Source organism: Shigella sp. FC1661, from assembly GCF_001712525.1.
Taxonomy (GTDB): Bacteria; Pseudomonadota; Gammaproteobacteria; order Enterobacterales; family Enterobacteriaceae; genus Escherichia; species Escherichia coli.
In genome coordinates this window covers 1-18,480 of sequence record NZ_MDGW01000553.1, presented here as the reverse complement: position 1 = coordinate 18,480, position 18,480 = coordinate 1, and the positions used below count along the sequence as shown (strand labels likewise).

At 51.8% G+C, this 18,480-nt stretch carries 16 protein-coding genes, 4 tRNA genes and 3 pseudogenes; 14 read left to right on the top strand and 9 right to left on the bottom strand.

Features of this window, described 5'->3' with window-relative positions; genetic code table 11:
- Positions 1–10 precede the first annotated feature (10 nt).
- Together srlE and srlA are read right to left on the bottom strand one after the other, a co-directional pair.
- Positions 11–969 (bottom strand): annotated as a pseudogene (srlE, locus tag BFF42_RS22115) (PTS glucitol/sorbitol transporter subunit IIB).
- Positions 966–1,529, bottom strand: coding sequence for a PTS glucitol/sorbitol transporter subunit IIC (srlA, locus tag BFF42_RS22110; RefSeq protein WP_000573321.1), 564 nt, complete (start codon positions 1,527–1,529; stop codon positions 966–968). Before srlA ends, srlE begins: the two are co-directional and overlap by 4 nt.
- Before the next feature lie 255 nt (positions 1,530–1,784).
- Here srlA and mltB point away from each other — a divergent pair, with 255 nt between their 5' ends.
- The 14 genes from mltB (at position 1,785) to luxS (ending at position 13,171) form a co-directional block, all read left to right on the top strand.
- The gene (gene mltB / locus BFF42_RS22105; RefSeq protein ID WP_001299653.1) at positions 1,785–2,870 is read left to right on the top strand and encodes a lytic murein transglycosylase B; all 1,086 of its coding nucleotides are present in this window, start codon (positions 1,785–1,787) and stop codon (positions 2,868–2,870) included.
- 144 nt (positions 2,871–3,014) lie between these two features.
- Positions 3,015–3,512: a nicotinamide-nucleotide amidase gene (gene pncC / locus BFF42_RS22100; RefSeq protein WP_012421252.1), complete on the top strand. Its 498-nt coding sequence runs from the start codon at positions 3,015–3,017 to the stop codon at positions 3,510–3,512.
- 79 nt (positions 3,513–3,591) lie between these two features.
- Positions 3,592–4,653: a recombinase RecA gene (gene recA, locus BFF42_RS22095; protein ID WP_000963143.1), complete on the top strand. Its 1,062-nt coding sequence runs from the start codon at positions 3,592–3,594 to the stop codon at positions 4,651–4,653.
- Positions 4,654–4,895: 242 nt separating this feature from the next.
- Entirely contained in the window at positions 4,896–5,396 is a 501-nt protein-coding gene (gene recX / locus BFF42_RS22090) for a recombination regulator RecX (protein WP_000140497.1), read from the top strand.
- Between the two features lie 127 nt (positions 5,397–5,523).
- The gene (gene alaS / locus BFF42_RS22085) at positions 5,524–8,154 is read left to right on the top strand and encodes an alanine--tRNA ligase (RefSeq protein ID WP_039060343.1); all 2,631 of its coding nucleotides are present in this window, start codon (positions 5,524–5,526) and stop codon (positions 8,152–8,154) included.
- A gap of 234 nt (positions 8,155–8,388) precedes the next feature.
- A complete protein-coding gene (gene csrA / locus BFF42_RS22080; RefSeq protein ID WP_000906486.1) occupies positions 8,389–8,574 on the top strand; it encodes a carbon storage regulator CsrA in 186 nt (61 codons plus the stop codon).
- Positions 8,575–8,887: 313 nt separating this feature from the next.
- A tRNA-Ser gene (locus tag BFF42_RS22075) sits at positions 8,888–8,980 on the top strand.
- A 3-nt stretch (positions 8,981–8,983) separates the two neighbouring features.
- Positions 8,984–9,060 (top strand) — tRNA-Arg (locus tag BFF42_RS22070).
- A 197-nt stretch (positions 9,061–9,257) separates the two neighbouring features.
- Positions 9,258–9,334 (top strand) — tRNA-Arg (locus tag BFF42_RS22065).
- Between the two features lie 198 nt (positions 9,335–9,532).
- Positions 9,533–9,609: transfer RNA gene (locus BFF42_RS22060), tRNA-Arg, on the top strand.
- A gap of 279 nt (positions 9,610–9,888) precedes the next feature.
- On the top strand, positions 9,889–10,452 hold the full coding sequence (yqaB, locus tag BFF42_RS22055) for a fructose-1-phosphate/6-phosphogluconate phosphatase (RefSeq protein ID WP_000273304.1): 564 nt from the start codon (positions 9,889–9,891) through the stop codon (positions 10,450–10,452).
- Positions 10,449–10,877 (top strand): YqaA family protein, encoded by a 429-nt coding sequence (locus BFF42_RS22050; RefSeq protein WP_001287447.1) that lies wholly within the window; start codon positions 10,449–10,451, stop codon positions 10,875–10,877. The genes yqaB and BFF42_RS22050 overlap by 4 nt, the downstream gene beginning before the upstream one ends.
- A gap of 72 nt (positions 10,878–10,949) precedes the next feature.
- Positions 10,950–12,506, top strand: a complete 1,557-nt coding sequence (gshA, locus tag BFF42_RS22045) for a glutamate--cysteine ligase (RefSeq protein ID WP_000611811.1) — start codon at positions 10,950–10,952, stop codon at positions 12,504–12,506.
- A 149-nt stretch (positions 12,507–12,655) separates the two neighbouring features.
- Positions 12,656–13,171, top strand: a complete 516-nt coding sequence (luxS, locus tag BFF42_RS22040; RefSeq protein ID WP_001130216.1) for an S-ribosylhomocysteine lyase — start codon at positions 12,656–12,658, stop codon at positions 13,169–13,171.
- 63 nt (positions 13,172–13,234) lie between these two features.
- Here luxS and emrB read toward each other — a convergent pair whose 3' ends face one another.
- The 7 genes and pseudogenes from emrB to BFF42_RS22005 all read right to left on the bottom strand — a co-directional run.
- Positions 13,235–14,791: a multidrug efflux MFS transporter permease subunit EmrB gene (gene emrB / locus BFF42_RS22035; RefSeq protein WP_039060344.1), complete on the bottom strand. Its 1,557-nt coding sequence runs from the start codon at positions 14,789–14,791 to the stop codon at positions 13,235–13,237.
- Between the two features lie 16 nt (positions 14,792–14,807).
- Positions 14,808–15,980 carry a multidrug efflux MFS transporter periplasmic adaptor subunit EmrA gene (gene emrA / locus BFF42_RS22030; RefSeq protein ID WP_012421237.1) on the bottom strand — a complete coding sequence of 391 codons (1,173 nt, stop codon included), beginning with the start codon at positions 15,978–15,980 and terminating at the stop codon, positions 14,808–14,810.
- A gap of 126 nt (positions 15,981–16,106) precedes the next feature.
- Positions 16,107–16,637 carry a multidrug efflux transporter EmrAB transcriptional repressor EmrR gene (gene emrR, locus BFF42_RS22025; protein WP_000378442.1) on the bottom strand — a complete coding sequence of 177 codons (531 nt, stop codon included), beginning with the start codon at positions 16,635–16,637 and terminating at the stop codon, positions 16,107–16,109.
- 90 nt (positions 16,638–16,727) lie between these two features.
- Positions 16,728–17,063, bottom strand: coding sequence for an L-valine transporter subunit YgaH (ygaH, locus tag BFF42_RS22020; protein WP_000119763.1), 336 nt, complete (start codon positions 17,061–17,063; stop codon positions 16,728–16,730).
- Positions 17,053–17,790, bottom strand: coding sequence for an L-valine exporter subunit YgaZ (gene ygaZ, locus BFF42_RS22015; protein WP_000445646.1), 738 nt, complete (start codon positions 17,788–17,790; stop codon positions 17,053–17,055). Before ygaZ ends, ygaH begins: the two co-directional genes overlap by 11 nt.
- Before the next feature lie 123 nt (positions 17,791–17,913).
- A pseudogene (locus tag BFF42_RS22010) lies at positions 17,914–18,138 on the bottom strand (transporter); the annotation flags it as partial.
- Positions 18,139–18,154: 16 nt separating this feature from the next.
- Positions 18,155–18,480, bottom strand: a pseudogene (locus BFF42_RS22005) (IS1-like element IS1B family transposase); the annotation flags it as partial.

The window sequence follows — 18,480 nt, the reverse complement described above, 5'->3', positions numbered from 1 at the left end:
GTTTCAGCCTCTATTGATAGATAAAACCGGAGACAAACCAGGCGATCAGTACAGTCGGTGCGCCGGTTAAAAAGCGGCTCACCAGTACAGAAGGGACACCGACGCGAACCGTGTCCTGACGGGCTTCCGCCAGCGACAAACCGACCGGGATGAAGTCGCAGGCCGCCTGCGCGTTGATGGCAAACAGTGCCGGTAAAGCCAGATGCGGCGGAATATTGCCGAGACCAATCTGCACGCCAATCAATACGCCGATAACCTGTGCGATAACTGCGCCTGGGCCGAGGAAAGGTGAAAGCAGTGGGAAGGAGCAGATGAGCGCCAGCATGACCAGACCCAGTGGATGGCTCGCCAGCGGAGCAAGACCGTGGGCAATCCAGTCACCAAGGCCAGAAGCCATAATGATGCCAATGAGCGCCGAGACGAATGCCATAAACGGCAGAATGGTTTTTAATACAGTGTCGATGGTGTCACGACCAGATTGAAACAGCACCGCAACGGCGGACCCCATGCCCATTCCCACCTTCGCCAGTAAACCATCGCTTTGTTCGGTGATTTTCTTACTGGTGTCATAGTCACGTCCCACGGAAGAGGGTTGTGGTGTCGCATCACCCACTACAGTGATGTTTTCTTCTTTTACGCCAGAGACATAAATATCTTCCACAATGTACTGCGCCAGCGGACCGGACTTGCCCGTCGAGTGGATATTAATGGTGGGAATACGTCGTTTCGGATAGATGCCGCAGCGTAATGTGCCGCCACAGTCGATTACCGCGACACCAATTTCCGCCTCCGCGGGTTCACCTTCTTTAAATCCGTCAATAGCCTGCCAGCCAGTAAGTTGTGCCAGTTTGTCAACAATCGCAGGCCGGGTACCGGCGGTGATATAGACGATTTTTTTGCCCGGCGTGGCTTCCAGCTCAAGCGGCCGCCCCAGCCACCCGTTCCTTTTTCGATCCGAATACACGTCATGATGTTGCTCCTGCCAGGTGAACTTTTTGTTCAAGTTGAATGCCCATCTTTTTCTCAAAAATGGCGGTGGTCAGATCGGTCACCCAGCCGCGAAAGAAGTTGGTGACCAGACCAACCAGCAGATAGCTCACCGCCAGTGGGCCAAGTGGCAGGTTCAGCGTTGTCAGACCGCTGGCAATGCCAAGATAAACAAACAGTTCGCCAGGGTTGATATGGGGAAAGAGGCCATTCATTGAGTGGCAGCTATAAGAGGCCGCCGCGTAGTAGCTGGGTTTGTACTTTTCCGGCATAAAGCGACCCAGGCTTAAGGTCATCGGATTGCAAAAGACAAACGTGCCAATGCACGGTAGCAGCAGGTAACGGGAAACAGGGTTACCGGCGCAACGTTGAGCAAAACGTTCAATACGATGCTGACCGATAAAATTAATCAGTGCGTTCATGATAACCAGCAGGCTAATCAACAGCGGAAGAATGCCGGTCACCATCCCGGTAAACACCTCTCCGCCCTTTTGGAACAGCCCGATAAACCACTCTGCACCATGAGTAATGGTTTCTATCATTGTTCTCTCCTTCAGGATTTATTGTTTTATTACCAAACGGCAACCTAATCTAATCAGATTGAAAGATTTAAAAGTGTTATTTTGATCTAAAGATGAAAGATAAATATTTTAATTTGAAAGTTTGAGTAAAAGGATAGCGAGGGGAATGAGTTGAGTTATGTAAAGTCCGTATCGGGCAGTGACTACCGCTTCCTTGTGCGGGGCGTGATGCTTTACCATACTTGCCCCTGGTTGAATCTGTTAAATGGCCCCCTCATGTTCAAGCGTCGTTATGTAACATTGCTTCCCCTTTTTGTGTTGCTTGCCGCCTGTAGCAGCAAGCCAAAACCTACTGAGACTGAAACGACCACCGGAACGCCGTCTGGCGGCTTCCTGCTTGAGCCGCAGCACAATGTGATGCAGATGGGCGGCGATTTCGCTAATAACCCGAATGCCCAGCAGTTCATCGACAAAATGGTGAACAAACACGGTTTCGATCGTCAGCAGTTGCAGGAAATTCTCTCCCAGGCGAAGCGTCTGGATTCGGTACTGCGGCTGATGGATAACCAGGCACCAACCACATCGGTGAAACCGCCATCAGGTCCGAACGGCGCATGGCTGCGTTATCGCAAAAAATTTATTACGCCGGACAACGTGCAGAACGGTGTGGTTTTCTGGAATCAGTATGAAGATGCGTTGAATCGCGCGTGGCAGGTGTATGGCGTACCGCCGGAAATTATCGTCGGGATTATCGGCGTTGAAACCCGCTGGGGGCGCGTGATGGGGAAAACTCGCATCCTCGATGCGCTGGCAACGCTGTCATTTAACTACCCACGCCGCGCGGAGTATTTCTCTGGCGAGCTGGAAACCTTCCTGCTGATGGCGCGCGACGAGCAGGACGATCCGCTCAATCTGAAAGGTTCCTTTGCCGGGGCGATGGGCTACGGACAGTTTATGCCGTCGTCTTACAAACAATATGCGGTAGATTTCAGCGGCGACGGGCATATCAACCTGTGGGATCCGGTTGATGCGATCGGTAGCGTGGCGAACTATTTCAAAGCGCACGGCTGGGTGAAAGGCGATCAGGTCGCGGTAATGGCAAACGGTCAGGCTCCAGGCTTGCCAAATGGCTTCAAAACCAGGTACAGCATTTCGCAGCTTGCCACGGCAGGTTTAACGCCACAGCAGCCGCTGGGCAACCATCAACAAGCCAGCCTGCTGCGTCTGGATGTCGGTACCGGTTACCAGTACTGGTACGGTCTGCCGAACTTCTACACCATTACCCGTTATAACCACAGCACCCATTACGCAATGGCGGTCTGGCAGTTAGGACAAGCCGTGGCGCTGGCGCGCGTGCAGTAACTATTTGCAAGAGGGGGGCGTGAGCTTCCCTCTGGCTAATCAGCTTTTTTCTGAATCCTCCTCGTAAAATTGCAACGCCAACACCATCTTCCTGACGAAAGTGCTATCTTGTCCGGCATAAATTTTTGACTGACAGAGGTTGTGATGACTGACAGTGAACTGATGCAGTTAAGTGAACAGGTTGGGCAGGCGCTGAAAGCCCGTGGCGCAACCGTAACAACTGCCGAGTCTTGTACCGGTGGTTGGGTAGCGAAAGTGATTACCGATATTGCCGATAGCTCCGCCTGGTTTGAACGCGGATTTGTCACCTACAGTAACGAAGCCAAAGCGCAGATGATCGGCGTACGCGAAGAGACGCTGGCGCAGCATGGCGCGGTGAGTGAACCCGTCGTGGTGGAAATGGTGATAGGCGCACTGAAAGCGGCTCGTGCTGATTATGCCGTGTCTATTAGTGGTATCGCCGGGCCGGATGGCGGCAGTGAAGAGAAGCCTGTCGGCACCGTCTGGTTTGCTTTTGCCACTGCCCGCGGTGAAGGCATTACCCGGCGGGAATGCTTCAGCGGCGACCGTGATGCGGTGCGTCGTCAGGCTACTGCGTATGCATTGCAGACCTTGTGGCAACAATTTCTACAAAACACTTGATACTGTATGAGCATACAGTATAATTACTTCAACAGAACATATTGACTATCCGGTATTACCCGGCATGACAGGAGTAAAAATGGCTATCGACGAAAACAAACAGAAAGCGTTGGCGGCAGCACTGGGCCAGATTGAGAAACAATTTGGTAAAGGCTCCATCATGCGCCTGGGTGAAGACCGTTCCATGGATGTGGAAACCATCTCTACCGGTTCGCTTTCACTGGATATCGCGCTTGGGGCAGGTGGTCTGCCGATGGGCCGTATCGTCGAAATCTACGGACCGGAATCTTCCGGTAAAACCACGCTGACGCTGCAGGTGATCGCCGCAGCGCAGCGTGAAGGTAAAACCTGTGCGTTTATCGATGCTGAACACGCGCTGGACCCAATCTACGCACGTAAACTGGGCGTCGATATCGACAACCTGCTGTGCTCCCAGCCGGACACCGGCGAGCAGGCACTGGAAATCTGTGACGCCCTGGCGCGTTCTGGTGCAGTAGACGTTATCGTCGTTGACTCCGTGGCGGCACTGACGCCGAAAGCGGAAATCGAAGGCGAAATCGGCGACTCTCACATGGGCCTTGCGGCACGTATGATGAGCCAGGCGATGCGTAAGCTGGCGGGTAACCTGAAGCAGTCCAACACGCTGCTGATCTTCATCAACCAGATCCGTATGAAAATTGGTGTGATGTTCGGTAACCCGGAAACCACTACCGGTGGTAACGCGCTGAAATTCTACGCCTCTGTTCGTCTCGACATCCGTCGTATCGGCGCGGTGAAAGAGGGCGAAAACGTGGTGGGTAGCGAAACCCGCGTGAAAGTGGTGAAGAACAAAATCGCTGCACCGTTTAAACAGGCTGAATTTCAGATCCTCTACGGCGAAGGTATCAACTTCTACGGCGAACTGGTTGACCTGGGCGTAAAAGAGAAGCTGATCGAGAAAGCAGGCGCGTGGTACAGCTACAAAGGTGAGAAGATCGGTCAGGGTAAAGCGAATGCAACTGCCTGGCTGAAAGATAACCCGGAAACCGCGAAAGAGATCGAGAAGAAAGTACGTGAGTTGCTGCTGAGCAACCCGAACTCAACGCCGGATTTCTCTGTAGATGACAGCGAAGGCGTAGCAGAAACTAACGAAGATTTTTAATCGTTCGTTATTGATGATAATAGATAATGTGTGCACGGACGGTCCCCTCGCCCCTTTGGGGAGAGGGTTAGGGTGAGGGGAACAGGCCAGCACTGGCGTGAAAAATTACTCTCACCTCGATCCTCTAACGAATTGGGCCTGCGGGAACATTCTGCACACTCATTGACTATTAAATCTGTTTATCAGCAAAACCTGGGTCGCATCTGCGGCCCTTTTGCTTTTTTAAGTTGTAAGGATATGCCATGACAGAATCAACGTCCCGTCGCCCGGCATATGCTCGCCTGTTGGATCGTGCGGTACACATTCTGGCGGTGCGCGATCACAGTGAGCAAGAACTGCGACGTAAACTCGCGGCACCGATTATGGGCAAAAATGGCCCAGAAGAGATTGATGCTACGGCAGAAGATTACGAGCGCGTTATTGCCTGGTGCCATGAACATGGCTATCTCGATGACAGCCGATTTGTTGCGCGCTTTATCGCCAGCCGTAGCCGCAAAGGTTATGGACCTGCACGTATTCGTCAGGAACTGAATCAGAAAGGTATTTCCCGCGAAGCGACAGAAAAAGCGATGCGTGAATGTGACATCGACTGGTGCGCACTGGCGCGCGATCAGGCGACGCGAAAATATGGTGAACCTTTGCCAACTGTCTTTTCAGAAAAAGTTAAGATCCAGCGTTTTCTGCTCTATCGTGGCTATCTGATGGAAGATATCCAGGATATTTGGCGAAATTTTGCCGACTGAACGCATACGGTATTTTACTTCCCAGTCAAGAAAACTTATCTTATTCCCACTTTTCAGTTACCAGCCCGGCGGTTAAGACACGCTGGAGCTGGTGGCGATATTTCGTTAGCTTGATTTCAGGATAATTATGAGCAAGAGCACCGCTGAGATCCGTCAGGCGTTTCTCGACTTTTTCCATAGTAAGGGACATCAGGTAGTTGCCAGCAGCTCCCTGGTACCCCATAACGACCCAACTTTGTTGTTTACCAACGCCGGGATGAATCAGTTCAAGGATGTGTTCCTTGGGCTCGACAAGCGTAATTATTCCCGCGCTACCACTTCCCAACGCTGCGTGCGTGCGGGTGGTAAACACAACGACCTGGAAAACGTCGGTTACACCGCGCGTCACCATACCTTCTTCGAAATGCTGGGCAACTTCAGCTTCGGCGACTATTTCAAACACGATGCCATTCAGTTTGCATGGGAACTGCTGACCAGCGAAAAATGGTTTGCCCTGCCGAAAGAGCGTCTGTGGGTTACCGTCTATGAAAGCGACGACGAAGCCTACGAAATCTGGGAAAAAGAAGTCGGGATCCCGCGCGAACGTATTATTCGCATCGGCGATAACAAAGGTGCGCCATACGCATCTGACAACTTCTGGCAGATGGGTGACACTGGTCCGTGCGGCCCGTGCACCGAAATCTTCTACGATCACGGCGACCACATTTGGGGTGGCCCTCCGGGAAGTCCGGAAGAAGACGGCGACCGCTACATTGAGATCTGGAACATCGTCTTCATGCAGTTCAACCGCCAGGCAGATGGCACGATGGAACCGCTGCCGAAGCCGTCTGTAGATACCGGTATGGGTCTGGAGCGTATTGCTGCGGTGCTGCAACACGTTAACTCTAACTATGACATCGACCTGTTCCGCACGTTGATCCAGGCGGTAGCGAAAGTCACTGGCGCGACCGATCTGAGCAATAAATCGCTGCGCGTAATCGCTGACCACATTCGTTCTTGTGCGTTCCTGATCGCGGATGGCGTAATGCCGTCCAATGAAAACCGTGGTTATGTACTGCGTCGTATCATTCGTCGCGCAGTGCGTCACGGCAATATGCTCGGCGCGAAAGAAACCTTCTTCTACAAACTGGTTGGTCCGCTGATCGACGTTATGGGCTCTGCGGGTGAAGACCTGAAACGCCAGCAGGCGCAGGTTGAGCAGGTGCTGAAGACTGAAGAAGAGCAGTTTGCCCGTACTCTGGAGCGCGGTCTGGCGTTGCTGGATGAAGAGCTGGCAAAACTTTCTGGTGATACGCTGGATGGTGAAACGGCTTTCCGTCTGTACGACACCTATGGCTTCCCGGTTGACCTGACGGCTGATGTTTGTCGTGAGCGCAACATCAAAGTTGACGAAGCTGGTTTTGAAGCAGCAATGGAAGAGCAGCGTCGTCGCGCGCGCGAAGCCAGCGGCTTTGGTGCCGATTACAACGCAATGATCCGTGTTGATAGTGCATCTGAATTTAAAGGCTATGACCATCTGGAACTGAACGGCAAAGTGACCGCGCTGTTTGTTGATGGTAAAGCGGTTGATGCCATCAATGCAGGCCAGGAAGCTGTGGTCGTGCTAGATCAAACACCATTCTATGCGGAATCCGGCGGTCAGGTTGGTGATAAAGGCGAACTGAAAGGCGCTAACTTCTCCTTCGCGGTGGAAGATACGCAGAAATACGGCCAGGCGATTGGTCACATCGGTAAACTTGCTGCGGGTTCTCTGAAAGTGGGCGACGCTGTGCAGGCTGATGTTGATGAGGCTCGTCGCGCCCGTATTCGTCTGAATCACTCCGCAACGCACCTGATGCACGCTGCGCTGCGCCAGGTTCTGGGGACTCATGTATCGCAGAAAGGTTCACTGGTTAACGACAAGGTGCTGCGCTTCGACTTCTCACACAACGAAGCGATGAAACCGGAAGAGATTCGTGTGGTCGAAGACCTGGTGAACGCACAGATTCGTCGCAATTTGCCGATCGAAACCAACATCATGGATCTCGAAGCGGCGAAAGCGAAAGGTGCGATGGCGCTGTTCGGCGAGAAGTATGATGAGCGTGTACGCGTGCTGAGCATGGGCGATTTCTCCACCGAGCTGTGTGGCGGTACTCACGCCAGCCGCACTGGTGATATTGGTCTGTTCCGCATCATCTCTGAATCGGGTACTGCTGTAGGCGTTCGTCGTATCGAAGCGGTAACCGGAGAAGGCGCTATCACCACCGTTCATGCAGACAGCGATCGCTTAAGCGAAGTCGCGCATCTGCTGAAAGGCGATAGCAATAATCTGGCGGATAAAGTGCGCTCAGTACTGGAACGTACGCGTCAGTTAGAAAAAGAACTACAACAGCTTAAAGAACAAGCTGCCGCACAGGAGAGCGCAAATCTTTCCAGTAAGGCAATTGATGTTAATGGTGTTAAGCTGTTGGTTAGCGAGCTTAGCGGTGTTGAGCCGAAAATGTTGCGTACCATGGTTGACGATTTAAAAAATCAGCTGGGGTCGACAATTATCGTGCTGGCAACGGTAGCCGAAGGTAAGGTTTCTCTGATTGCAGGCGTATCTAAGGACGTCACAGATCGTGTGAAAGCAGGGGAACTGATTGGTATGGTCGCTCAGCAGGTGGGCGGCAAGGGTGGTGGACGTCCTGACATGGCGCAAGCCGGTGGTACGGATGCTGCGGCCTTACCTGCAGCGTTAGCCAGTGTGAAAGGCTGGGTCAGCGCGAAATTGCAATAATATAAGCGTCAGGCAATGCCGTGGACTCGCTTCACGGCATTCGCATTAACGCTATCGACAACGATAAAGTCAGGTTGAAGTTGTGTATATCGGCTAAACTTAGGTTTAACAGAATGTAATGCCATGACTGCTTACATGTAATGTGTTTGTCATTGCTTACTTTTTGGCGTTATATGATGGATAATGCCGGGATACAGAGAGACCCGACTCTTTTAATCTTTCAAGGAGCAAAGAATGCTGATTCTGACTCGTCGAGTTGGTGAGACCCTCATGATTGGGGATGAGGTCACCGTGACAGTTTTAGGGGTGAAGGGCAACCAGGTACGTATTGGCGTAAATGCCCCGAAGGAAGTTTCTGTTCACCGTGAAGAGATCTACCAGCGTATCCAGGCTGAAAAATCCCAGCAGTCCAGTTACTAATCTTTCCGCGTCTCATCTTTATCGGTGAGACGCACCCTCAAAATTTCTCCTTCACTCTATAGTCTTTTCGCTTTACTCCCGTTCATTCAACTTAAGTCTCCATTTTTTTGCATTACTGCTATCTGCCAGACCTCCGTTTTTCTGTAGATAAAACACTCTTTGACGTTTTTACAGACTAATTGAGCGTGAAGTGTGCAAACGATAAAAGTGTGGGAAAAATTGTTTGACTTATAAGTCTCAGAAAGTAATATGTGCGCCACGCAGCGACGATGAGCGATAAACAAGTTCTTCGAAGCACTCGTAAGAGGCGTGTGGTGAGGTGGCCGAGAGGCTGAAGGCGCTCCCCTGCTAAGGGAGTATGCGGTCAAAAGCTGCATCCGGGGTTCGAATCCCCGCCTCACCGCCATTTGCATCCGTAGCTCAGCTGGATAGAGTACTCGGCTACGAACCGAGCGGTCGGAGGTTCGAATCCTCCCGGATGCACCATATTCTACGTACTTTCAGCGATGAAGGTATGGAAGAGGTGGCGGTATAACCGCAGGCACTAGGGAGGATAACGTTGCTTTAGCAACGACCCGAAGGGCGAGCCGCAAGGCGAGTAATCCTCCCGAATGCACCATCTCTTACTTGATACGGCTTTAGTAGCGGTATCAAAAAATCTGCAGTAAAGTAAGTTTCCCGATGCATCCGTAGCTCAGCTGGATAGAGTACTCGGCTACGAACCGAGCGGTCGGAGGTTCGAATCCTCCCGGATGCACCATATTCTCCGAAATCTTCAGCAATGAAGGTATCGAAGAGGTAGCGGAATTAACCGCAGGCACCAGGGATGATAACGTTGCTTTAGCAACGGCCCGAAGGGCGAGCCGCAAGGCGAGTAATCCTCCCGGATGCACCATCTCTTACTTGATATGGCTTTAGTAGCGATATCAATATCAGCAGTAAAATAAATTTTCCCGATGCATCCGTAGCTCAGCTGGATAGAGTACTCGGCTACGAACCGAGCGGTCGGAGGTTCGAATCCTCCCGGATGCACCATATTCTCCGTAACCTTCAGCAATGAAGGTATCGAAGAGATAGCGGTATTAACCGCAGGCACCAGGGAGGATAACGTTGCGTCAGCAAGGCCCGAAGGGCGAACGCCAGTGAGTCATCCTCCCGGATGCACCATCTTCTCCCAAAAATTTCCTTCAAAAATATCTCATTTCTAAATAACTACTTTATCCATTTCCTGAATTTTCTTCTCCTTCGCCATCAGCGACAAAATCAAGCAATTACGCTAAAGTAGCGTCATATTTTTCGACTTGCGAGAAGACCATGTACGAGCGTTATGCAGGTTTAATTTTTGATATGGATGGCACAATCCTGGATACGGAGCCTACGCACCGTAAAGCGTGGCGCGAAGTATTAGGGCACTACGGTCTTCAGTACGATGTTCAGGCAATGATTGCGCTTAATGGATCGCCCACCTGGCGTATTGCTCAGGCAATTATTGAGCTGAATCAGGCCGATCTCGACCCGCATGCGTTAGCGCGTGAAAAAACAGAAGCAGTAAGAAGTATGCTGCTGGATAGTGTCGAGCCGCTTCCTCTTGTTGAAGTGGTGAAAAGTTGGCATGGTCGTCGCCCAATGGCTGTAGGAACGGGGAGTGAAAGCGCCATCGCTGAGGCATTGCTGGCGCACCTGGGATTACGCCGTTATTTTGACGCCGTCGTCGCTGCTGATCACGTCAAACACCATAAACCCGCGCCAGACACATTTTTGTGCGCGCAGCGTATGGGCGTGCAACCGACGCAGTGTGTGGTCTTTGAAGATGCCGATTTCGGTATTCAGGCGGCCCGTGCAGCAGGCATGGACGCCGTGGATGTTCGCTTGCTGTGAGTGAAGCGTTATCGCTTTTCTCGTTGTTTGCCCGTAGTTTTCTCAGCGCTACACTATTACCCGGCAACTCCGAAGTCGTGCTGGTGGCAATGTTGCTTTCCGGGATCAGTTATCCCTGGGTTTTAGTTTTAACAGCAACAATGGGTAATAGCCTTGGAGGGTTAACTAACGTTATCCTTGGGCGTTTCTTTCCATTGCGTAAAACATCGCGCTGGCAAGAGAAAGCTACTGGCTGGCTGAAACGCTATGGTGCAGTCACGCTATTATTAAGCTGGATGCCCGTGGTTGGCGATTTACTGTGTCTGTTAGCGGGATGGATGCGCATCTCGTGGGGACCGGTAATCTTTTTTTTGTGCCTTGGTAAAGCGTTACGCTATGTTGCAGTTGCAGCAGCTACCGTTCAGGGCATGATGTGGTGGCACTAATTGTAGGCCTGCACATATGGTCACCATTACAGTTATGCTAATTAAAACGATTTTGACAGGCGGGAGGTCAATTTGATCCCGGACGTATCACAGGCGCTGGCCTGGCTGGAAAAACATCCTCAGGCGTTAAAGGGGATACAGCGTGGGCTGGAGCGCGAAACTTTGCGTGTTAATGCTGATGGCACACTGGCAACAACAGGTCATCCTGAAGCATTAGGTTCCGCACTGACGCACAAATGGATTACTACCGATTTTGCGGAAGCATTGCTGGAATTCATTACACCAGTGGATGGTGATATTGAACATATGTTGACCTTTATGCGCGATCTGCATCGTTATACGGCGCGCAATATGGGCGATGAGCGGATGTGGCCGTTAAGTATGCCATGCTACATCGCAGAAGGTCAGGACATCGAACTGGCACAGTACGGCACTTCTAACACCGGACGCTTTAAAACGCTGTATCGTGAAGGGCTGAAAAATCGCTACGGCGCGCTGATGCAAACCATTTCCGGCGTGCACTACAATTTCTCTTTGCCAATGGCATTCTGGCAAGCGAAGTGCGGTGATATCTCGGGCACTGATGCCAAAGAGAAAATTTCTGCGGGCTATTTCCGCGTTATCCGCAATTACTATCGTTTCGGTTGGGTCATTCCTTATCTGTTTGGTGCATCTCCGGCGATTTTTTCTTCTTTCCTGCAAGGAAAACCAACGTCGCTGCCGTTTGAGAAAACCGAGTGCGGTATGTATTACCTGCCGTATGCGACCTCTCTTCGTTTGAGCGATCTCGGCTATACCAATAAATCGCAAAGCAATCTTGGTATTACCTTCAACGATCTTTACGAGTACGTAGCGGGCCTTAAACAGGCAATCAAAACGCCATCGGAAGAGTACGCGAAGATTGGTATTGAGAAAGACGGTAAGAGGCTGCAAATCAATAGCAACGTGCTGCAAATTGAAAACGAACTGTATGCGCCGATTCGTCCAAAACGCGTTACCCGCAGCGGCGAGTCACCTTCTGATGCGCTGTTACGTGGCGGCATTGAATATATTGAAGTGCGTTCGCTGGACATCAACCCGTTCTCGCCGATTGGTGTAGATGAACAGCAGGTGCGATTCCTCGACCTGTTTATGGTCTGGTGTGCGCTGGCTGATGCACCGGAAATGAGCAGTAGCGAACTTGCCTGTACACGCGTTAACTGGAACCGGGTGATCCTCGAAGGTCGCAAACCGGGCCTGACGCTGGGTATCGGCTGCGAAACCGCGCAGTTCCCGTTACCGCAGGTGGGTAAAGATCTGTTCCGCGATCTGAAACGCGTCGCGCAAACGTTGGATAGCATTAACGGCGGCGAAGCGTATCAGAAAGTGTGTGATGAACTGGTCGCCTGCTTCGATAATCCCGATCTGACTTTCTCTGCCCGTATCTTAAGGTCTATGATTGATACTGGTATTGGCGGAACAGGCAAAGCGTTTGCAGAAGCCTACCGTAATCTGCTGCGTGAAGAGCCGTTGGAAATTCTGCGCGAAGAGGATTTTGTAGCCGAGCGCGAGGCATCTGAACGCCGTCAGCAGGAAATGGAAACCGCTGATACCGAACCGTTTGCGGTGTGGCTGGAAAAACACGCCTGACAGAAAAGAAAAAGGCCACTCGTGAGTGGCCAAAATTTCATCTCTGAATTCAGGGATGATGATAACAAATGCGCGTCTTTCATATACTCAGACTCGCCTGGGAAGAAAGAGTTCAGAAAATTTTTAAAAAAATTACCGGAGGTGGCTAAATGCCGTTGTTAGATAGCTTCACAGTCGATCATACCCGGATGGAAGCGCCTGCAGTTCGGGTGGCGAAAACAATGAACACCCCGCATGGCGACGCAATCACCGTGTTCGATCTGCGCTTCTGCGTGCCGAACAAAGAAGTGATGCCAGAAAGAGGGAGCCATACTCTGGAGCACCTGTTTGCTGGTTTTATGCGTAACCATCTTAACGGTAATGGTGTAGAGATTATCGATATCTCGCCAATGGGCTGCCGCACCGGTTTTTATATGAGTCTGATTGGTACGCCAGATGAGCAGCGTGTTGCTGATGCCTGGAAAGCGGCAATGGAAGACGTGCTGAAAGTGCAGGATCAGAATCAGATCCCGGAGCTGAACGTCTACCAGTGTGGCACTTACCAGATGCACTCGTTGCAGGAAGCGCAGGATATTGCGCGTAGCATTCTGGAACGTGACGTACGCATCAACAGCAACGAAGAACTGGCACTGCCGAAAGAGAAGTTGCAGGAACTGCACATTTAGTCAGTAAACTATCTTCACAATTAATTGAAAAAAGCCAGTTCAAATGAACTGGCTTAGTTGTACTTAGTGCGCACCACCTCCGCCGCCACCTGCGCCAAAGGGCGGTTTAGCAAACCACACCAGCCCCAGCAGGACGAGGAATATCCCGGCTGACATCCAGAAGATCTCATTGGCGGAAATAATCAGCCCCTGATTAGTGATCTGCTGGGCAATCCAGCCTGATGCCTGCTGTTGCGTCATCCCAAGCCCTTCCAGTTGACTGTACATCGCCTGGGCATTCGGGTTGAACGGGTTTACCGACTCAGTCAACTGCGCATGGTGCATCGACTCGCGGTTGGTCCACATGGTCGTGGTTATCGACGTGCCGATAGACCCCGCCAGCGTTCGCGTAAAGTTAGAGAGGCTCGATGCCGCCGCCAGTCGTTCCGGTGGCAAACCAGACAGCGTAATGGTGGTCAGCGGCATAAAGAAGCAGGCCACCGCAACCCCCTGGATAAACTGCGGCCAGGCCGACGCGCCAAAATCCATACCTGGTTCAAAGGTATAGGCACGCCAGTAGAAGCAGACGACATACATAATAAAGCTGAAGGTTACCAGCCGCCGCATATCCAGTTTATGCGCGAAGCGGCCGATAATCGGCGACAGGATCACCGGAATAATCCCTACCGGCGCAGAGGCCAAACCTGCCCAGGTCGCCGTGTAACCGTAGACCTCCTGCAACAACTGCGGCAGCAGAACAATCGCGCCGAAGTAGAGCATATACGCGAGGCTGATACACAAGCAGCCGATGGTGAAGTTGCGCGACTTAAACAACGACAGATCGACTATCGGGTTATCGTCGGTCAGCTCCCAGACAATCAGGAAGCAGATAGCCACCACCGCCACCACCGCCACCACCGCCACCACGGTAAGAATGATAATTTCCTGTGATGAAAACCAGTCCAGCTCTTTACCGCGGTCGAGCATAATCTGCAGGCTACCGATACCAATAACCAGCAGTGCCAGCCCCACGGCATCAATCCGCCGCCGTTCGGTGCGGGTTTCGCGTCCGCGCAGGGTTTGCAGTGTCATCAACACCACCGCCACGCCAATTGGCACGTTGATGAAGAATATCCAGCCCCAGTGGTAATTATCGCTGATATAACCGCCGAGGATTGGGCCGCAAATTGGCGCGACAATCACCGTCATCGACCACAACGCCAGCGCGATTGAGCGTTTGGCTGGCGGGTAATTATTCAGCAAAAGACTTTGCGAAAGTGGGATCAACGGCCCAGCGACAATCCCCTGAATCACACGGAAGAAGATCAGCATATTCAGGCTGCTGGAGACACCACACGCCCACGACGCAATAGCAAAGGCGATGGTGGACCAAAGGAACAGTTTCACTTCCCCGACGCGCTTTGCCAGCCAGCCGGTAAGCGGGATCGAGATGGCATTCGCCACCCCGAAAGAAGTGATTACCCACGTTCCCTGGCTGAGCGATGAGCCCAGATTCCCGGCGATAGTGGGGATCGCCACGTTAGCAATGGTGGAGTCCAGCACCTGCATGAATGTCGCCAGTGACAGCGCAATCGTCATAATGACCAGTTGCGCGCCTTCCAGCGGTTTTTGCTGTTGCATCACACGCACCTCTGGATTAGCCAGCGTTAGCTTTTACGATATCGTCGATCAGTTTATTGACAGGTGCCAGGCTGATTTCACGCGCGGTACTTACCGCGACCGGTGTTGAACGTACTTTATTTGCCAGTACCTGACCGTCACGGTTAGTGGTATTGACGCTCACCAGCGTGGACAAACCAATGCGCAGCGAGTATTGCTCCAGCTGTTTCTGGTCCAGTTCGATACGCACAGGTAGACGCTGAACGACTTTGATCCAGTTACCGGTCGCATTTTGCGCCGGAAGCAGTGAGAATGCGCTACCTGTGCCCATATCCAGACCAACCACTTTACCGGTGTATTTCACATCATCGCCGTAAATATCCGTGGTGATAGTGACCGGCTGACCGATACGCATATTGGCAATCTGCGTCTCTTTAAAGTTGGCATCCACCCACATATTGGTGGCTGGAACGACCGCCATCAGCGGCGTCGTTGGGCTAATTTGCGCCCCAGGCTGTACCGCGCGGCGGGAGACATAAGCGGTCATCGGACTGACAATACGGGTACGCTCCAGCGCCAGCCAGGCGTTACGTACTTCGGTGGCAGCCTGTTGCACGGCAGGCTGATCTTCCAGTTTAGTCCCCAGAATCATCGCCTGATTGGCATTGTATTGTTGAATAGCGACGTCCAGTTGCGCCTGGGCACTGGTGACGGCGTCGCGGGCGTGTTGCAGCTCTTCGCGACCAATCAGGTTGGCATTGCCCAGCGGCACACGGCGGTTGTAGTCGCTTTGTGCTTTCGCGAGGGCGATTTTTTGCACCTCAATATTCGCCTGTAACTGTTTGCTGTTAATCATCAGCTGGTAGGTTTGGCGAACGCTGGAAGCCAGTGCAGTTTTGGCTTTTTCAAACGCCTGGCGAGCATCTGTCGGGTCGAGAGTGACCAGAACATCGCCTTCTTTTACAAAATCGGTGTTATCGGCCCAGACTTTCGTCACGCTGCCAGACACCTGAGACATAATTTGAATCTGATTCCCTGCCACGTATGCGTCATCGGTTTCTTCGAAATGACGCAGTACCAAAAACCAATAAATCCCTATCGCTACGGCAATAATTATAAAGAGCAAGGTGAGAAGGAGGAGCAGACGCTTACGTTTGCCGCTCTTCTTTACCGGTTGCTGCGGGGTTTGAGTCTCCGCATTTGCGCTCATATTGTTCTCCACGATCTTCTTAACTCATCGGCTGAGCCGACCTGCTTGCCAAAAAGGCCAGCATGTTGCGATGCTGGCCGGTCATTTTTTCTTTTATAAATCTGGATTTTTGAGCGAGATGACGCGTTAGCTCATCGCTTCGAGAACCACACCGTCTTGTTCCATCTGGTCGAGACGGGAGAGCAATTTGCGGGTGATTTGCTCGAGCTGATCTTTTTCTGTTGTGCTGAGCGCGGACCAGAGTTGATGCAGGCAGTTATGCTGCGGTGGTAAAACCTCGCGCAAAAACTCGTGACCTTTTTCCGTTAATTGCAGATGCAGGCAGCGGCGATCGTTATCGCTTTCACGACGTTCGATCCAACCGCGTTTTTCCAGTTCATCGGCAATACGCGTCGCGTTGGTACGGGATGATCCAAGAGCACAACTTAATTCAGAAGGCTGAATACTGTGGTTTTCCTGAGACTCCAGCGTAATCAACGCCATAAACAACGTCTCGTTAATCCCCTGAGCCTTCAGCATTTTATTGCGGTTCTCCAGCAGCTTGCTTTGCATGTGCATGCAAAGACGAGTCAGAAGGATCTCCTGATAAGGAAAATCTTCGTGGCGGCTGGCGCGAAATTTTAGCATTTGTTCAATGGGCGTAAACGAACTATCCATTTGGGTATGACCTCATTAATTTCAGCCGATATAGTAACAACAGTGACAAATAAAGTAAATGTATTGTTTTAGAAAAATGATTCTTGTGGGTTATATAATCGCCATCACTTTCCAGGCGAGCCCATAGGCCAGCGCACTAAGCAGTGTTGGGATGATAATGCTGCGTGTTTTATAGAAACTGGCACCCAGTACCGCGAAGCCGACCAGCGTGGGCACGAAACGGCGTGTATCGTGCATCACTTCTGGTGCGGTAGAGACAACCAGCAGAGCGCATATCGAGGCGATGCCAATGGTGTCGAGCAAAATACCTACCGCGCCACGTTTGGTTGGGCGGGCATTACCCACACGCAGGCGCAGCGGCAAATAGCGGAAGCAATAATTCGCCACGCCAACCAGTAACCCAAGCAGCAGAACCTCATAGCTCATCGGGCGCTCCTTGCCAGAATGCCTGGATTAACGCAGTGAGGCAGCCACAGACAATGCCTGCCAGAATGGCGACGGGAATAGAAAATAGCGTTACGCCTGCAAGGGCACCAACTAACGCTGCGGTAACGCAAAGAGATTGTTTGCGCTGGAAAGAGGCGAGCAGGAAACTCATAAAGAGTGCCGGAAGCATAAAACCTAATGCAGCTTCAACGGCGGGATAACCTTGCAGCAAGCCGCTGCCGGAGAATGCCCCTATTACCGTACCAAATACCCACGATGACCATGAACTGAAGGCAATGCCGATCATCCAGTTCTCGCTCCAGCGGCGATTATTGCGTACCAGTTTTGCGGTTGCAGCGGCAAAAACCTCATCCGTCAGGCCAAATGCCCACAGGGCGGTTTTCGATTTTTGCAGACGCTGAATAATACGGCTACGCAGTGACGGGCCATACAACACATGGCGAACATCCATTGCCATGACGGTCAGTGCAGCAACCCACAAACTACTCCCGGCTGCCAGCATCGCGGTAATGACGAACTGGCTCGCGCCTGCATAAATGATGCAGGAGAAAAAAACGCTTTCGAGAGGAGAGAATCCCAGACGGGTCGCATTCAGACCGAACGCAAAGGCCACCGGAATATAACTAATAACAATCGGTAAACTGTCTTTGCATCCTTCCATGAAGGTCGCCGAACCAAGAGCAGGCTGTGGAGTAGGGCTTTCCATAGAGTGTACGCTTAACGATTGTTAATATTATAAATAGACTGAATGAATATCTTAACCTTATCAGACTGATGGGCTTCTTAACACCCTTATAAGTGTAAAGCCACGAAAACGGTTGCTGATTGCTTAATTTGCGGCTTCCTGACGATGAAAACCTCGCCACCAGACCAGTAAGTTAACCAGGGCAATCGTCGCGCCAGCCAGACAAACACCAGCCCAACCGCCATGTTGCCAGGCTGAGGCTGAAATTAGCGAACCGGCGGCACCGCCAATAAAGTAGCTGGTCATGTAACCTGCGGTCAGGCGATTACGCGCATCAGGGTGTATTCGATAAATTACCGTCTGGTTAGTGGGTAATGACTCCAACTTATTGATAGTGTTTTATGTTCAGATAATGCCCGATGACTTTGTCATGCAGCTCCACCGATTTTGAGAACGACAGCGACTTCCGTCCCAGCCGTGCCAGGTGCTGCCTCAGATTCAGGTTATGCCGCTCAATTCGCTGCGTATATCGCTTGCTGATTACGTGCAGCTTTCCCTTCAGGCGGGATTCATACAGTGGCCAGCCATCCGTCATCCATATCACCACGTCAAAGGGTGACAGCAAGCTCATAAGACGCCCCAGCGTCGCCATAGTGCGTTCACCGAATACGTGCGCAACAACCGTCTTCCGGAGCCTGTCATACGCGTAAA

What these genes read in the sequence shown, in the direction of transcription:
- yqaB (WP_000273304.1), top strand. Translation starts at nt 9,889, where the DNA reads ATGTACGAGCGTTATGCAGGTTTAATTTTTGATATGGATGGCACAATC.
- emrR (WP_000378442.1), bottom strand. Translation starts at nt 16,637, where the DNA reads ATGGATAGTTCGTTTACGCCCATTGAACAAATGCTAAAATTTCGCGCC.
- csrA (WP_000906486.1), top strand. Translation starts at nt 8,389, where the DNA reads ATGCTGATTCTGACTCGTCGAGTTGGTGAGACCCTCATGATTGGGGAT.
- pncC (WP_012421252.1), top strand. Translation starts at nt 3,015, where the DNA reads ATGACTGACAGTGAACTGATGCAGTTAAGTGAACAGGTTGGGCAGGCG.
- recA (WP_000963143.1), top strand. Translation starts at nt 3,592, where the DNA reads ATGGCTATCGACGAAAACAAACAGAAAGCGTTGGCGGCAGCACTGGGC.
- mltB (WP_001299653.1), top strand. Translation starts at nt 1,785, where the DNA reads ATGTTCAAGCGTCGTTATGTAACATTGCTTCCCCTTTTTGTGTTGCTT.
- recX (WP_000140497.1), top strand. Translation starts at nt 4,896, where the DNA reads ATGACAGAATCAACGTCCCGTCGCCCGGCATATGCTCGCCTGTTGGAT.
- alaS (WP_039060343.1), top strand. Translation starts at nt 5,524, where the DNA reads ATGAGCAAGAGCACCGCTGAGATCCGTCAGGCGTTTCTCGACTTTTTC.
- luxS (WP_001130216.1), top strand. Translation starts at nt 12,656, where the DNA reads ATGCCGTTGTTAGATAGCTTCACAGTCGATCATACCCGGATGGAAGCG.
- ygaZ (WP_000445646.1), bottom strand. Translation starts at nt 17,790, where the DNA reads ATGGAAAGCCCTACTCCACAGCCTGCTCTTGGTTCGGCGACCTTCATG.
- srlA (WP_000573321.1), bottom strand. Translation starts at nt 1,529, where the DNA reads ATGATAGAAACCATTACTCATGGTGCAGAGTGGTTTATCGGGCTGTTC.
- emrB (WP_039060344.1), bottom strand. Translation starts at nt 14,791, where the DNA reads ATGCAACAGCAAAAACCGCTGGAAGGCGCGCAACTGGTCATTATGACG.
- emrA (WP_012421237.1), bottom strand. Translation starts at nt 15,980, where the DNA reads ATGAGCGCAAATGCGGAGACTCAAACCCCGCAGCAACCGGTAAAGAAG.
- ygaH (WP_000119763.1), bottom strand. Translation starts at nt 17,063, where the DNA reads ATGAGCTATGAGGTTCTGCTGCTTGGGTTACTGGTTGGCGTGGCGAAT.